General features: G+C 50.4%; 12 protein-coding genes. 6 read left to right on the plus strand and 6 right to left on the minus strand.

Features of this window, described 5'->3' with window-relative positions; all coding sequences use genetic code 11:
• Nucleotides 1-68: 68 nt before the first annotated feature.
• The 4 genes from O71_RS09590 to O71_RS09605 all read left to right on the plus strand — a co-directional run bounded on the left by O71_RS09590 (nt 69) and on the right by O71_RS09605 (nt 4268).
• Nucleotides 69-1517, plus strand: a complete 1449-nt coding sequence (locus O71_RS09590) for a hypothetical protein (protein ID WP_007655954.1) — start codon at nt 69-71, stop codon at nt 1515-1517.
• 77 nt (nt 1518-1594) lie between these two features.
• Complete coding sequence (locus O71_RS09595; RefSeq protein ID WP_007655956.1) at nt 1595-2176, plus strand: hypothetical protein; 582 nt, start codon at nt 1595-1597, stop codon at nt 2174-2176.
• Nucleotides 2177-2265: 89 nt separating this feature from the next.
• Nucleotides 2266-2553: a curli-like amyloid fiber formation chaperone CsgH gene (csgH, locus tag O71_RS27225; protein WP_369750904.1), complete on the plus strand. Its 288-nt coding sequence runs from the start codon at nt 2266-2268 to the stop codon at nt 2551-2553.
• A gap of 212 nt (nt 2554-2765) precedes the next feature.
• Nucleotides 2766-4268: a carboxypeptidase-like regulatory domain-containing protein gene (locus tag O71_RS09605; RefSeq protein WP_007655960.1), complete on the plus strand. Its 1503-nt coding sequence runs from the start codon at nt 2766-2768 to the stop codon at nt 4266-4268.
• 258 nt (nt 4269-4526) lie between these two features.
• On the opposite strand, the gene O71_RS09610 is transcribed toward O71_RS09605, so the two are convergent.
• Nucleotides 4527-6044: a nicotinate phosphoribosyltransferase gene (locus O71_RS09610; RefSeq protein WP_007655961.1), complete on the minus strand. Its 1518-nt coding sequence runs from the start codon at nt 6042-6044 to the stop codon at nt 4527-4529.
• Nucleotides 6045-6242: 198 nt separating this feature from the next.
• Between O71_RS09610 and O71_RS09615 the strand changes: the two genes are divergently transcribed.
• Together O71_RS09615 and O71_RS09620 are read left to right on the plus strand one after the other, a co-directional pair.
• The gene (locus tag O71_RS09615; protein WP_007655962.1) at nt 6243-7310 is read left to right on the plus strand and encodes a DUF6687 family protein; all 1068 of its coding nucleotides are present in this window, start codon (nt 6243-6245) and stop codon (nt 7308-7310) included.
• Between the two features lie 420 nt (nt 7311-7730).
• Nucleotides 7731-8579: a universal stress protein gene (locus O71_RS09620; RefSeq protein WP_007655963.1), complete on the plus strand. Its 849-nt coding sequence runs from the start codon at nt 7731-7733 to the stop codon at nt 8577-8579.
• A 79-nt stretch (nt 8580-8658) separates the two neighbouring features.
• On the opposite strand, the gene O71_RS09625 is transcribed toward O71_RS09620, so the two are convergent.
• From O71_RS09625 to O71_RS09645, 5 genes are all read right to left on the minus strand, one after another.
• A complete protein-coding gene (locus tag O71_RS09625) occupies nt 8659-9057 on the minus strand; it encodes a hypothetical protein (RefSeq protein WP_007655964.1) in 399 nt (132 codons plus the stop codon).
• A gap of 44 nt (nt 9058-9101) precedes the next feature.
• Nucleotides 9102-9938 carry a thermonuclease family protein gene (locus O71_RS09630; protein WP_007655965.1) on the minus strand — a complete coding sequence of 279 codons (837 nt, stop codon included), beginning with the start codon at nt 9936-9938 and terminating at the stop codon, nt 9102-9104.
• Nucleotides 9939-10062: 124 nt separating this feature from the next.
• Complete coding sequence (locus tag O71_RS09635; protein WP_007655966.1) at nt 10063-10920, minus strand: sensor histidine kinase KdpD; 858 nt, start codon at nt 10918-10920, stop codon at nt 10063-10065.
• 2 nt (nt 10921-10922) lie between these two features.
• Entirely contained in the window at nt 10923-12110 is a 1188-nt protein-coding gene (locus O71_RS09640) for a tetratricopeptide repeat protein (protein WP_007655972.1), read from the minus strand.
• A gap of 223 nt (nt 12111-12333) precedes the next feature.
• Nucleotides 12334-15984: an AAA family ATPase gene (locus tag O71_RS09645; protein WP_007655973.1), complete on the minus strand. Its 3651-nt coding sequence runs from the start codon at nt 15982-15984 to the stop codon at nt 12334-12336.
• Between the last annotated feature and the right edge of the window lie 44 nt (nt 15985-16028).

The raw sequence follows: 16028 nt of genomic DNA on the forward strand, positions 1-16028 counted from the left end.
AACTATAAAATTGTTTGATGGTATAACTATAATATAAAAAATTATAAACCATCTACAATTTTACAATTATGAAAAAAACATTTATTTGCGCGAGTGCATTAGCACTATTCCTGTCAAGCTCAGCTATTGCTCAGGTAACTAACAACGCTGTGGCAACACAGAATGGAACGACAAACACATCTACCATTACCCAAACGCTCGGTAGTTTGAATGCTGCAGTTGTTGCACAGGAGGGTGAGCTTAACTCATCAACTGTTGTTCAAACTGGAGGCGTAGCTAATATTGCTGGTGTAAGACAGTCAGGCATAAGCAACGTTTCAAATGCCGTGCAAAACGGTGGCGCAACAAACTTGGTTGACATCAGACAGGCTGGTCTTGTAAATGATGCTGCAACTCTGCAGGAAGGCGGAGAGGGCAATCTGATTGACATCGACCAGGATGGTGACTATAATGCTACGAGCGTTACACAAATTGCTGGAGAAAGAAACTATACCGACATTGATCAGGATGGTCTAATGAACGCGTCTGTTACTGTCCAGGATGGCGGCTTAAGAAACCAGATTGAGGTTGATCAGACAGGTGATGCTAATGAAGCTTGGGTAACGCAGGTAGGTGGTGAGAGAAATCAAGCGAGAGTAGACCAAGATGGAGAAGTCAACATTTCTTATGTAGATCAGGTGGGAGGATTGAGAAATGGTGTAGGCATTGATCAGATGGGGGAGAATAACCTGATTGAGGCTTATCAGGAAGAGGGTTATCGCAACAGCGCCGATATTGATCAAGATGGTGATCTCAATTACACTGGTACTGATCAAATAGGTGGTGAGTACAACAGTATTGTGGTAAGCCAGCAAGGTGATGGAAACGCAGCTGCTGTGCTCCAAGATGGTGGTGCAAGAAACAATGCGATCATTGATCAGGCAGGTTCTTCAAATTTCGGAGCAGTGCTGCAAGCCGGTTTGGATAACAATGCTTCTATCAGCCAAATTGGGGATATGAACGTAGCTGAGACAAGCCAAATTGGGGACGCTAACTCCTCTGTTACAGAGCAGGCCGGGGTTTCTCATTCTGCTGGAGTTGCACAAGATGGTACTACTAACAGTGCTGCAGTAAGTCAATCAGGAAGTTTACAAACTGCTACAGTTGCCCAAATGGGTAATTCTAACAGTGTTGCAGTTAATCAGACTGGTGAAGGAAATGTGGCTGGTTCACTACAGGTTGGAGATCTAAACTCTATTGTTACCAACCAGTCAGGCTCGGGTAACTACTCTGGAACTTACCAGTCAGGTACATCAAATAGTGCACTGATTAATCAATCAGGGGTAGCTAACGGAGCTTTGAATTACCAAATTGGTGTAGGAAACAGTACAAGTGTTACTCAGTCTGGAGTATTAGGAACAAGTACGACTATGCAAATGGGTAGCGGTAATATCTCTACAGTTACCCAGGGTGGTATGATGAACAATGCAGCTGTGATTCAGAATGGTGCTGGCAACGTGTCTACCATCAACCAGTAATTTAAGTTTATTATCTCTTGGGTGTGCAGTTCGCATGCCCAAGAGATTTTATTAATGTTAGAACAAGCCTGCTTGCTATGAAATACACTGTGTTATTACTGATTTTTTCCTTAGTAATCCTCCAGATTACTGCTTTCGGGCAAGGAGTTAAAAATGAAGAAGAACTATTGAAGCAACTGAGAACAGAGCAAAATACGAAAGTTGTACCCAATAGCCTTATACAGAAGGGTGTTCAAGTACACCAAATAGGGAACGCTAACGAAGCTGCAATTCTGCAGAGAAACTCTTCTCCTCAATCCAATGGCGCATTCATTATGCAGGTTGGCGATTTTAATAGAGCGATCTCACAGCAACAGGGCGTTGGAAATCACACGGAAGCCAAACAAATTGGCGTAAATAATAGCTATGTAGGTGAGGTGGATGGCATGTACAATACAAGCAAAGTACACCAACAAGGCCAAAGCAACAGTATTAATCAAGCCGTGAAAGGTGTCAATCTAGAGCACACTCTCATACAACTCGGTAATAACAATACCATCAATCAGGTTGAAACTGGCCTGAACTCAAAATCTTATAAAGTAGTACAGGAAGGCAATGGCATGAACATAACCATTGAACAGAGTAACTGGGCACTGCCACCTGTAACTGGTAAGAAATGATCTTTTGCATACAGCTAATCTTTAACTCCCTTATAATTATGTATAATGTAAATGATATGGTCCAGACAGAAGAGCAGTATGTGGCGCATATGGACACAAAGCAAGACAGCGGTTTACTTTTAGTATCTAACTTGTTCGAGAACAAAAGTTCGCAGAAAGTATACTTTACATACAAATTTAAATGTGTTCGCCTATCTCCTTCTGGAATATCCGCAAACAGCCAGTCAGGTAACTTAATGGCTGCTCCGGGCCAGGTAATAAACCTCTCAAAAACATCATTGTCCATCAGGCCCTCCGATAGTTACAACCTTTTGCTAGAAATCTATGATGGTAATAAACTAGTTGCCAACCAAGCTTTAATGGTCCCCCATTTATAAAATCAAAATTACACTACCTTAAAGTTTGTTAGACAGTACTGGGTCTTATCTGATAAGTTTAGGGTTAGTATAAACTAAATGCATAGACGGAAAACAAGTTTATTAATGATCCGTATATCAATATATATGGATTGTTTTAGATTTTGTCGCTTGTATGTATTTGTGCAGTGAGGCTGCATCCTATATTAAGTTTACTATAACCATCAGCGTTTATGCTCAAAGCAACCGCCACCCTTAGGCTCTTTTGTGCTCTTTTATTTTTTATTGGATTTACTGCCTGCAATGAAGATACCATCGAACCGCTAGGTGAAGGATCCATAGAAGGTGAAATCCGCGATGCTGATACAAGTGAGCCCTTAGCTGGGGTGGCTGTAACCAGCAACCCGGCTACTTCGGCTATTGCTTCAGATGAGGAGGGCCGGTTCTTGATTGAGCCTATTGCAGGGGGGAACTACACCCTCTTAGCTCGAAAAAGCGGATATAAAACAGAAAGCATTGCTGTTGCTGTCAAAAATGATAATCGCACATCAGTCACTATTCTGATGGTGCCTGAGAACCCAGCTACCTTCGCTCCAGGTCCCCCCACACTTGTTCAACCTTCAGATAATGCCCCAAATCAAAATATTTCATTAACACTAAAGTGGCAAAGTCCTGAAGTACGCTCAGGGGATAGCCTTACTTATAATGTTTACCTATATGAGTCAGGGGTAGCGGAAAAAAAACTATTGGTGCAGAACATCCGGGACACTACGGCAGTTGCCTCCAATCTGAAGTTTAATACTACTTATTTCTGGCAGGTGACTGTGAGAAATAAACGAGGAGCCGTAACCAACGGGCCAGTATGGAGTTTTACTACCCATGCCATGCCTGTAACACGCTATGTGTTTGCCCGTGAAGAAGAGGGAAATTATGATATTTACAGCTCTGATGGTACGGCGGAGAATGTTTTCAGATTGACTTCTTCGTTCAGCAGAGAGTGGTGGCCAGTCATCAGTCCAATAAGAGACCGCATAGCCTACTCTTCTAATGTGGGCACTGATATACACATCTATACGATGAACCGAGATGGGGCAGAAAAACGTCAGTTGACCACAATCCCTATAGCTGGATATCATAATCAAGGTATAGGGTTCACTTGGTCACCGGACGGTGGTCAGCTGCTTTATGCTCATTACGACAATTTGTACCTGATCAACAGAAATGGAACAGGGTTGAAACTTATTGCCAAAGCTCCCGCTGGCAGGCATTTCCGTATGATGGATTGGACCGCCGTTGGTGACAGAATTGTTGTACAAACCATTGGCTCCAATGTCAACGATTCTGAAATCTACCTTATGAATTCAGATGGCACTAATATGACATTATTGGTCGATAACCTTCCTGGACGGGTAGAAAGCCCTACTTTTTCTGTAGATGGGAGAAGTGTGATGTACACACGCGATGTGGCTGGGTTTGAGAATGCAGCTGGACGACAGTTAGATGCTCAAATTTTCATAAAAAATATAGAAACATCTCGTATTACGAACCTTTCGAATGGTAAACCTGATGGATCAAATGACCTCTTCCCTCGTTTTTCGTCAGACGGGTCTAAGATCATATTCACTAATGCGCCCAATGACGGTGTAGGCACAGGCTCAGTATGGATGATGGACGTATTGAATGGGAGAAACCGTGTGCGTCTTTTCGAAAACGCCACTATGCCCGACTATAAGTAGTTCTTGCTTGGTAGTAGCTGCAAAAGAGGTTATTGATTTTCTTTACTTATAGCATTAAGCTTTAGAATAATACCCTATTCTAACAGTCAAACCTGATCAGTATGGGTACTTACGATAGTTTTAAACTTAAAAGCTATGGGAAATTAATTTGGTTAAAATATCAGCAACTCCATCCCCGCCCTGCAGCAAGCAGAGGATATGCAAAAGTACCTTAGGTGGGCGCATCGAGCGCATCTCCAACAGACGCGGCCGCAGACGCTAGTCTGATTGTTTCTGTTGCATTAGCCGTTCTTGCATGGCTGCCTCACCTTTCTCGCGTATGGCCAGCACCAGGTCGGTTTTGAACTGGTGGAAGCTCCCCTCCAGACCGGCCGGATAGCTGTGCGGGTTTAACAAGCGACGAATGCTTTCATGCAGTTTGCTGAGCTCTTCTTCGCGGTGTTTGCGGATGGTTTTCAGGTCGGGTAGTTCCGTTACGAGTTTTCCTTTGTTCAGCACAGGTATAAGCAGGTCTTTGTAAAGGGTGTCCTCCGGTACTGATTTGCGACGGGTGCTGTCGAGCGGATTCACGATCAGCACTTTTTCAGGCAGAGGTACCGCTTCGTTGTAAATCATGTCTGCTATAAAGCCTTGCTCGTCATAGTAGCGGCGTACCTGCTGTATACCTGGGTTGGAGGTTTTTTCGAGTTGCTCCGATAGTTTCAGGCTGTAACTCCATTCCCCATTTTCCTGCTTGAAGGCAGCCAGTTTGTACACCCCGCCCAGCGCCGGCTGGTCATATGCCGTCACCAGTTGCGTACCGATTCCCCACACATTGATCCTGGCGCCTTGCTGTTTCAGACTGTTCACGATGCTTTCATCCAGGTCGTTGCTGGCCACAATATTGGTATAACCCATACCTGCTTCGTCGAGCAGCTTGCGGGCCTCAATGCTTAGGTAGGTCAGGTCGCCGGAGTCAAGGCGGATGCCGTTGAGTTTAAAGCCAGTCGGCTCCAGTTTTTTGGCTACCTCAATGGCGTGGCGCACGCCTTCCAGTGTGTTATAGGTATCTACCAGGAACACGGAGTCGTGCGGGAAAGCCTGCCCGTAAGCTTCAAATGCTTGTTCTTCGCTTTCAAAAGCCTGCACCCAGCTGTGAGCATGCGTGCCTCGCACTGGTATGTCGAAGAGTTTGCCGGCCAGCAGGTTAGAGGTTGCATCTATACCTCCCACATAAGCAGCCCGGGTAGCTGCCAATGAACCGTCTATACCCTGGGCGCGTCGCATACCGAATTCAATCACAGTGTCGCCCTTGGCAGCGTCCTTTATGCGGGCTGCTTTGGTGGCGATCAGGGTCTGGAAGTTCACGATCGTCAGCAGGGGCGTCTCCACCAGCTGCGCCTGCAGCAAAGGTCCACGCACCCGGATCAATGGCTCGCTCGGGAACACAACGGTGCCTTCCGGTATGGCATCCACGTCGCAGGTAAAGCGCAGGTCACGCAGATAGTCCAGGAAAGCCTGCTCGAACAACGGTTCGCCCTGACTGCCTTGCAGGCTGCCCAAGTAGGCCAGGTCCTCATCTGTGAACTGCAACTGCTGCAGGTACTCCACCGCATGCGCCAGTCCTGCTGCCACGGTATACCCCCCTTTGAAGGGTGACTTACGGAAATAGAGATGGAATACGGCTTCACGCTCTGCTATACCCTCTTTCCAGAAGCCGTATGCCATTGTGAGTTGATATAAATCGGTCAGAAGCGAAAGGGAGCTGCGGTAGAGTTGCTGGAGGGTATTGTTCATGTTTGCTTGTAATAAGATAGTCAGTAGAAAGAACGAAAGCGGACACAATTGGATGTGGTGCCTATGTGCTGCGAGTACTTCTTTCCTTCAGCCTGGGGAATGAAGAAATTGCTCAACCTAAGTACCGGGTCATTCTTTACCTGTTTTGTTGAATGCCCGAATTTAAAGGATGACATCAGATTTAGCTATATTTAAGGCATGATAAAGCGACAGTTTATACCTTTTAGCGAAGTAAAAGATAAAAAAGCCATCATTGTGGATAGCATGCACCCCAACGGACTGGTGCTGTCGCACTGGCGGGGCGCTCCCACACCGGCTGAAGTGCGCGACGATACCAGCGCTGCCATGGTGCTGCACGCCCTGCGGCTCAACCTGCCCGGTCTGGAACTGCCCTATGTCACGGCCAACCATTTCGACATCGACGGATTTGTGGGTGTATGGAGTCTGCTGAATCCGGAGCTGGCGCTGGAAAACGAGGAATTGCTGCGCCTGATGGCCCACATCGGCGACTTCCGCGAACTCGACCTGAACCACCCGTTGGCAGGGGAGGCGCTGAAACTGGTCTGCTGGCTCAATACCCGGGAGCGCGACATGTTCTATGCTCCTTTTGCTGCCGACGAGTCTGAAGAAAAGGAAGCAAAACGCTGTGTGGATAAGTTCAGGTATTTTCTGCGTGAGTTCGGCCGTGTGCTCCAGGATCCTGATTGGGAAAAGCCGGTGTGGGAGGAGGAGGTGGCGGACGTGCTGCTTGGCTACCGCGACATGTACAAACCCGACACCAAACTACAGCGCTACCCCGACTTGGGCCTGATCGTGATCGACACCCAGCGTCCGGTGCATTATTATGCCCTCTTCAGCCGCACCATTGGATTTGACATCGTGCTGAGCTGCTACGAAGGCAACCGCTACGAACTGGAGTACAAGTATACCACCTGGGTTGATTTCGCCACCAGGCCCACACTCCCTCGCATAAGCTTGAAGCCACTAGCCGAGCAACTGAATGCCCTGGAAACCTCCGACTATACCTGGACGGCCGACAATTTAACAGAAACCGGACCGCTGCTGCGCCTCGAAGGGAAGGACCTCTCGCGTACAGAACGCTACGATCATCCAACCACCCGCGAGATTTACACCTCGTCTATACCTGCCAGTCAAGTGCAGCAAGTGGTGGTGGATTATTTCCGGGAGAAGTACGCAGGTATAACCCCGAAGCACTACTGGGCCTGGGAGGAGGTAAAAGGGCTGAACAGTGAGATCGGTAGATAGTGTAGGAGCTATGCTCAGAGTTTGTTTCCTAGATCCGTTTCATACATTTTTTGTTATCCTAAAAGGATCGTGTTAAAGAGGGGGCTTACCCCCTCAAATAGCAGCAGCTCAACCTCCCGGGCTAGGGACCAATGTCGTTAACCTAAGGAATTGCTCTTCCGGATTGATCAATCCGAATCGGCTTTAAGACTGTCCCTTTGAGAGGACAGTGCTGATTAATAGGAAACCCCTGCAGTGGCTTTATGGAGAACATTTGGCTGGTTTCAAAAAGAACCCTCATTGGAGGTATAATGGGGTGATAGGGATTTTGCCGGAGGTGATGGAGGTCATTTTTATTATCGGGATTAAAGCACATTTTTGCTTCGATACGTATACATAGTAAATCTTTGATATAGATGCCTTGCGCAACCACCAGACACCATGAAAAAAATCCTTTGTCCAACCGACTTTTCTAAAACAGCTGCCAAAGCCCTGGATTACGCTGTACTGATCGCCCGCCAGTCCGGAGGCCACCTAACCCTACTGCATGTTGTACACCTACCGATTGTCGATACTTCTGAAACCGCCCTGGTGGCCAGCGAACTGCTGGGTGAGCAGATGCGGGATGCCGAAGAAAGACTGGTGAACCTCTGCCGTGAAATAGAGGAACGCCACGGGGCGAACCGGGGCGGGGGATTCACCTGCGACTACATCTTGAAGGAAGCGCTTCTCACCGATATAACAGAGCACCTCACCAAAACCAGCGGCTACGACCTGATTGTGATGGGCACGACAGGCGGCGGCAATGCCCTGGAAGAACTGCTGATCGGCAGCAACGCCGAAGCGGTAATGGAGCAGGTGAAATGCCCGGTGCTTTCCATACCTTCTACCTCAGAGTATCCGCGCATCAATAAGATCGTTTATGCCTCTGACTATGCGCAGGATGATATTGCCACTTTGCGTGAAGTGCTGGATTTTGCCAGTATGTTCGGGGCCAGCGTAGATGTGGTGCATGTAAATAAAGAAGGGCGCACGAGCAGCGATAAAAAAGGACGTTTTGTGCAGGAGATGGAAGCGGCATTCCCGGGCGCACCAATCCATTTTGAAGAAGTGGTGAGCAAGCACCGTGCTGACGGTATAAAAGAGTACTACGACGCTTCCGGAGCCGACATGGTAGCGGTGCTGCGGCGTGAAAAAGGTTTTCTGCGGGAGCTCTTCTCACAAAGCCTGGCCGAGAAAATGACCTACCAGGCAGAAGTGCCGCTACTGGTGCTAAAAGGCAGGCGATAGGTATAGAACAGAACAGCCATAAAAAATGCGGCAGTTTTCTCAATAGCTGCCGAATTTTTTATGTTCTGAAGTCAGTTTATTATTTGTCTCCAAGCCCTGTTTCCATGCGCACGGCACTTTCATCAAATACGTAAGCCAGGTCGGCGCTGCAGGTTTCGCAATTGTAGCGGTCAAAGGCCTCCACGGCACGTGGCAGCGTCAGGTTGCGGAAAGTACTCGCGCAGCTCACCAGTACCGGGCAGTCATGCTTCTGGTGAAAAAGGTCATCCGTTGGGTCCATACAAATGTATACACGCTTTTTCTCCACCCCCTTAAAGGAGTAGTTTTCAGGCTTTGGTCGGGGAGTCCGCTGTGTCGTGTCAGCAACTGCAGTTGTCTCCTGTGTTTCGGTTTGTTCTGTTTGTGCGTTGTCGGGTGACTGGCAGGCAGCCATAGAGATGAGCAGGCCAAACATACCTGCCAGGGTCTTTTTAAACATATAAGTGATGTGTTGAATAGAATGCGAAACCAAAATAGGAGGAATTATTTAGGGCTGCAAGTTTTATCGGCCCGTCGGTTGTGCTGGCGGATCGCCTCGGCTTCTGTCACTGTCAGCACCTGCTCTTTGCAACGCTTCAGCACGGAGCAGTCCTTGCTATAGTGATACACAGCCGAGCCGGAGCTGTCGCAGAGGTATACCTGTCGTTTTGTGGCCCCGGCAGGTATAGCGGCTTTGCTGTTGTCTACAGGCTCGGGTTTCTGCTTGCGGAAATCCCAGGGGGCTAACGGATTGGGGTCTTGCCAGAGGCCTCTTTTAAAGCGTCGGGCATCGGCCTCCAGGTTGGCCAGTGTTTTGTCTTTGGAATAGGCGGTATAGTGCCAGGCAAAACCTTCGCGCACCAGTTCCTCATTCAGGTTGCGGCCATCAGGCAGTATGATCGTGCCCACGGTGCGGCCATAGCGGTCTTTGTTGTGCTCAATCAGGCGCACGTTTTTACCGAAGGCCAGGTCGGAGGCAAATTGCTTCGCTCGCTGTCCGTAAGCCTGGTTCTTCTCAGGTGTATCAACTCCCAGTAAACGTACCGTGATGGTCTGCCCGTTACGCAGCAGCTCAAAGGTATCACCGTCTTTTACACCGACTACACGGTCACCAGGTATAGCAGGTGTTTCGTCATCAGGCGTGGCCCTGGTGTTGTCAGGTGGAACCACAACCGGCCTCTCCGGTTCATCGGATTGGGTCGTAGAGGTGGGCTCCACAGGATGCTCAATGGCCCCACGGCGCTGGCGAAATTCTTCGCGTGCTTTTTCGTTGTCCTGCTTGCAGCCGGGGGCAACCAGCAGACTGGTGAGTGAGAGCAGGTATAAGATGAGCTTGTTCATGGGGCAAAGGTGCTGCTATTCTCCTTTTACCGCAAACAGAAGTATTTGTTTTTATTACCTGCGGCTGCAAAAAAAGGCTGTCTCCTGTCAGAAGCAGCCTGCACGAAGTTTTCCTATAAAAGCACTAGGCTAATTGCAGCTGTTCGGCTGTTTTTTCTTCCGTCTCTTCTGGGCTAGGTGGCGTGTTGATTTCGTCTTCGTCTTCCTCTGCTTTCACAGTGTGGGGTAGGGTAAACAGGAAAGTACTGCCCTTGCCCGGCATACTTTCTACCCAGATCGAGCCGCCATTGTGCTCCACAAAGTCTTTGCATAGCGCCAGGCCCAATCCGCTCCCTTTTTCGTTAGCGGTGCCCCGGCTGGAGTAGCTGCTGCCTCCAAACAGTTTCTTCTGCACTTCCTGTGTAATGCCTATACCGGTGTCTTTCACCGATACCAGCACGAAGTCATTTTTCAGCTTCGCAGTAAGTGTCACGGTATCACCGGCCTTACAGAACTTGATGCCATTGGAGATCAGGTTTCGCAGCACCAGGCGAACCATTTCCTTGTCGGCGCAGCCTGTCAGGTTGGGATCGATCTTGTTTTCCAGCACAATATCTTTGCTGCTGGCGACTGGCTGTAACAAGCGGATGTTCTCGTCCGCCAACTCCCGCAAAGGCAGCGGCTTGGGATCAGCCTCGAAGCCCTCCATCTGTGCCCTGGCCCAATCAAAAAGGTTGTCAAGCATCCACAGCACATTTTGCTGCCCTTTCACCAAGCTGTTGAAAAGCCCCTCCTGCTTATCGGCGGGAACTTTGCCCATGGCCATTACATGCAGCAGTCCCTTGAGCGCCACCAGCGGGCCACGCAGGTCGTGCGCGATTACGGAAAAGAGTTTGTCTTTGATGGTGTTAAGCTGGGTGAGTTTTTCCTTCTGAATATTGAGCTGCTGGGCCTGCTCCGTCAGGGCTTTCTGATGCTGGTTCAGTGCCTCGTTCTTATGCATGATCAGCTCATTCTTTTGAGTGAGCAGTTTGTTGATGCGACTCTGGTGCTGCTTCCCCTGAAGAACACATAGGCCATGGCGCATACCAACAGCAGCAGGGCAACAGTGAAGTACTGCACGATGCTGCGCTGTTCCAGCTTGCGCAGGTTCAGCTCCTGCTCTGCCCGCAGGAGCAGGTTTTCCTTGTCCTTCTGGGCTGTTTCGTATTTCACGCGTTCCTGTGCGATGCGGTCTGCCGCCCGTTCGTTGTGCAGGCTATCGTTATAAGCCATGTGCAAAGTCAGGTAATGGTGTGCCATCTCGTAATTGCCCATGGCTGCGTATATGCGGTCCAGAATGGCTGCGTTCTCCTTCAGCACATACTTGCCCTCGTAGGCTTTGGCAAGCTCCATGCTGGCTAAGGCGTTGTCGAGTGCTTTCTCGTATTTACCTGCCTTGAGATACGATTCGGCCTTGCCCCGCAACACATACACCTCGTCGTGCGGACTACCCAGGTTATTGGCGATCTGGTGCGCCTTGTTGAAATAGGTGAGAGCCGTCTGGTAATCGTTCTTGCCATTGTAGGCTTCCCCGATATTGATCAGCGAAATCAGAATTCCCTGCTTATCGTCCAGGCCTTCCTGAATCGGGAGTGCTTCGCGGTAATAGACCAGCGCCAGGTCATACTTTCCCTGGTCCAGGTATACGCCGCCTATATTGCTCAGGGCACTGCTCATGCGCAGTGTGTCCTGTGCCGTGGTGGCAAGTGAGAGTGACTTTTTGTAGAGCGGAAGCGCTTCTTTGTGGTTGTGCTGGTCGGCATACACGTTGCCGATGTTGTTATAGCTGGCACTCAGGTCAGAGGGGTCACCCAACTTCTCGCGGATGCGAAGCGCCATGTAATAAAACTGAACAGCCTTGTCGATATCGCCGAGCAGGTAGTGGCCTGAGCCGGTTTCATTATAGGCCTGTGCCAGCAGTTTGTCGTCGCCTGCCTTCTGGGCCAGTGCTACTGCCTTGTTGCCGTAGGAAATGGTGGTTTTCGGGTTGATGCTTTTGTGCACCTTGCTCAGTTCGCAGTACAGCTCTATCTTCCGGGTCACATCTTCAGTCTGGTCCAATTCAGTTTTCAGATCCTGTATCAGGATCTTTTGCTGTGGCTGCGTAAGACTTATAAGTAGGAATAGACGAGTCAGGAATAGTAGAAGCATAGGTACCTCTCTACAGTTACAATTACCGTAATAAATTCAGTATTAGTGAGCAATATAAGGATTTAATGTTTACAAATGCTAATCTGAATCCGGGAATATAAAGGCACTTTAGAAAAATGCAATTAGCTTTTAAACGAAGTGCTGCTACTCGCCACAGGAGGGTGCAACTGCCTGTTTCAGGCAATTGTAATCCTATGTTATGAAAAGCTGCTGAAAAGCAAAATCAGCTGACCACGTGCACCGTACTCACTCCGCCCGGCTTTTTGGTAACCACGATTTGGGTATTGATGCGCTCTTTCAGTGCCTCCACGTGCGAGATGATCCCGATCGTTTTGCCGGCGGCATGCAGGTTGTCCAGCGTCGTGATGGCAGCCTCAAGCGTGTCAGCATCAAGCGTGCCAAAGCCCTCGTCGATGAAGAGGGAGTTGATCTGGGTCCGGCGACCGGCCAGGTCAGAAAGGCCAAGGGCCAATGCGAGACTTACCAGGAAGCTTTCGCCCCCGGAGAGGGTGTTCATCGGTCGCACCGCCTCTGCCTGGTAGGTGTCCACGATCTGCAGCGCCAGATCCTCGTCCGGTGACTTGAGAATACGGTATCGGTCGTTGAGCTTGAGCAGGTGCCGATTGGCCAGCTCTACCAGGCGGGCCAGCGTGAGCCCCTGCGCGAAGCGGCTGAACCTGGAGCCATCGGCAGATCCAATGAGGTCAGCCAGCTGGCTCCAGCGGTGGCATACCTGTTGCTGTGTTTTCAGCTGCTCGGCCAGCTCTCTGTTCTTTTCGCGTTGCCGGGTGTCCTGCTCCAGGATTTGCTGATGCCGTGCCCGCTGCGAGATCAGCTCCCGTTGCAGGGCTGTTTTCTTTTGCTGCTGCTCTTGCAAGTCTGCTATGCCTTCGTCTGCCAGCTGTTTTTGCTGAAGCTGCTCCAGTTCCTGCTGTACGTCGCTCAGGCTTTTGCGGAGCTCGGTCAGGTGCTTTTCGGTCTGCGCCTTCTGGTTGGCCAGGCGGTCGGCTTCGTCACGGTGCAGCAGCATCTGGCTCAGGGCTTCGATCGTTTCAATGCCTTTCTGGTGCAGTACGTGCAACAAGCCCTGTCGCAGCTCTTCCAGCACCGAACTGCTCTGCTGATGTTTTTGGTGGCATTCCGTTTGGCGGGCACGTGCTTCCTGCAGCTCCTGCTGTTTCTGCAGTTGGCTGCGACGTGCCTCTTCCGCCTGTCTGGACCTGGCACTCAGCTCCTCATTCGCCAGTCTGCGCTCTTTGTCCGGGTCTTTGTCGCCAAACAGGGTATAGCGCTCGTGCTTGAGTTTGGTCAGTTGTTCGTGCTCTTCTTTCAGGTGCTGTCTGCGCTCTTCCAGCTCTTTTAGCTTCTGCGTTTCGTTTGTCCTGAGGTTCTTCACCAACTGCTGCAGCTCAATGTAACGTTCCCGCATACCCTCCAGCGCCTGCTGCTTCCGGGTATAGGAAATTGATTGCTGCTCTAAAGTCTGCAGGAGGTTGTGGCGCTCCTCTGCTTTGTAAACTAAGCCAAACGTGGCTGCAAAGGATTCGGCCGTTTCAGTGTGCGCCTGTTGTTGCTCCTGCTCATCAGCCAGGTTTGCCTGCAGTTTCTGGAGCTGTGTGCTGAGGAGTTTGTCAGAGGCCTGCAGCTGGTTCAAGGCCGACTGGGCCTGCACCTGTGCTTCGCGTACTTGCTGCAGCTGTTGGTTTATACCTTCCAGCTCACGGCTCAGCGCCCGGGCCTGCGCCAGCTGCTGCTGCAATGCCGTGTCGGTTTCCTGCTGGGTGTACAGCAGTTGCGCTAACTGGTCTACATTGCCTATGCTCATTTCTTGCGGCATACCTTCGGCTACTTGCGCAAAGGTATGGCATAGTCGCTGCAAGCCTGTTTCAGCTTCAGTTTTGGCTGCCTGCTCCAATTGTTGCTTTTGCTCCAGGGAGCTGAGTTGTATCTGTAGCTGCTGCAGGTGTTGCTCCAATTCTTTTACCAGTTCCTGCTGCTTGTCACGCTTCTGCACTTCTTCGGGCAGGTCAAAGGTATAGCCGTCCTCGGCGAAAGGGTGATGCGTTGAGCCACACAGCGGGCATGGTTCGTCCTGCGCCAGGGTATGGCGGGCTTCCTCGTACTGCTGAATCTGCTGCTGTAGCTGCACGAGTTTCTGGAGTGCCTGCAGGTGCTCGCTTGCCTGGCTATACCTGTTTTTGTGTTCCTGAAGGGTGATTTCTGCTTCTTTGTACTGCTGCTTTAGCTGCGTCAGCTGCTCGTTGCTGAGCTGGAGCTTCTGCTGTTGCAGGGTATGCTGCTGCGCCAGTTCATGCAGACGCTCAAAGCGGGCCAGCAAAGCAGGCTGGGACTGCGCTGCCTGCTCCAGTTCTTCCAGGCTTTTTGAGGCCATTATACCTTGCAGGGCGCTTAACTTTTCCCCTTTCTGCTGCTGCAGTTGATCGTGTAAGGCTTGCTGTTTTGTCTGCTGTTCCTGCAGCTCAGTGAGTTGTTTGGCTTCTAGGGTTTGTTGCTGGCTCAGTTCCTGCTGCTCCTGCTGGTGCCGCCGGATGCGTTGTTCTACCTCCTGCAGATCGCGCAACGTGGCTTTGAACTCAGGTAGATGCTCTTTCAGGTTCTGCAGCTTGGCGTTTTGTTCCAGCCAGGTTTTTATACCTGTTGCCTCCTGGGTGAGTTTTTCCAGTTCAGTTTGCCTGGCCTGTAGTTGGGCCTGCTCCTGTTGCAGTTGCTGCTCAAAAGTGACGTAGCTGTTCTTATCCTTGGCGTAAGCATCACGGATGCTGTTGAGCTGATGGTCAAGACGAACTACCTGCGTCAGCACAGGGTCCAGCTTCTGGATGACTTCCTCCTGTAGCTCAAAGGCTTTTGTGGCTTCTATCGCGATTTTTCCGGCTGCCTCGAGTTCGGCCTCCAGTGCAGGCACCCGTTTTTGCAGGGTCTGCAGCTGCTCCTGTGTTTCGAGCACCTTGCTATTGGTACTCCGGATCTCGGCTAGTTCACCTACAAACTGATGGGCCTGCTGGTGTTGCTCGAGCTTTACAAAGTCAGGTTGTAGCTGCTGGAGTTTCTGCACCTGCACCTCCAGAGCTTGCTGGTGCTGTTGCTGCCGTGTTTGCAATTGCGCCACCTGCTGCAGCCACTGCACTTTTGCCTGCAGCGTTTCCAGTTCTTTTTGCAGTGCTCCTTCCTGTGCCGACAGTTCCTGAATGCTCTCTTCGTAACCTGCACGCTGCTCTTCGGGCAGTAACTGGGTATGCTGGAGCAGTTGCTCCAGGCTTTCGTATTTCAGTCGTTCCTGCTTGGCCTTTTCAAACGCAAACTTCGAGATGTCGGAGTAAATGCCGGTGTCGGTGATCTTTTCCAATAGACTGCTGCGCTCGTTCGGGTTTGCTTTGAGGAAGCGGGCAAAGTCTCCCTGCGACAGCATGACGGAACGCAGAAACTGGCTGTAGTCAAGTCCGCAGATATCGGCCACCATGGCGGGCACTTCGCTCGGTTTCAGATCCAGCAGTTCGTCTTTGTCGAAATCGTACAGTTCCATGTGCACAGGCTGTATCTTGCCATCCGCCTTGCCCCGGCTGCGACGGAGGTGCCACTTGGAGCGGTATATCTTGCCGGCAGCCTCAAACTCCACCTCCGAATAGCACTCCGCCGTGTGGCGTGTCATCAGCTCCAGCGGACGCTCGTTGCTGTGTCGGTGCGCCAATCCATAAAGCCCCACCGTGATCGCATCCAAGATAGTCGTCTTGCCCGCCCCGGTCGGACCGGTAATGGCAAACAGACCCGCATCAGCCAAGGGGCTCTGGTCGAAGCGGATCACGTGCTCACCCTTGAGCGAGTTCAGGTTCAGGAAGCGGACGGCGAGGATTTTCATGGGGATAATGACTTTGGTAATTGCAATTAAAAGTAGGGCTTGGA

Source organism: Pontibacter sp. BAB1700, from assembly GCF_000277005.1.
GTDB classification, from domain to species: Bacteria; Bacteroidota; Bacteroidia; order Cytophagales; family Hymenobacteraceae; genus Pontibacter; species Pontibacter lucknowensis.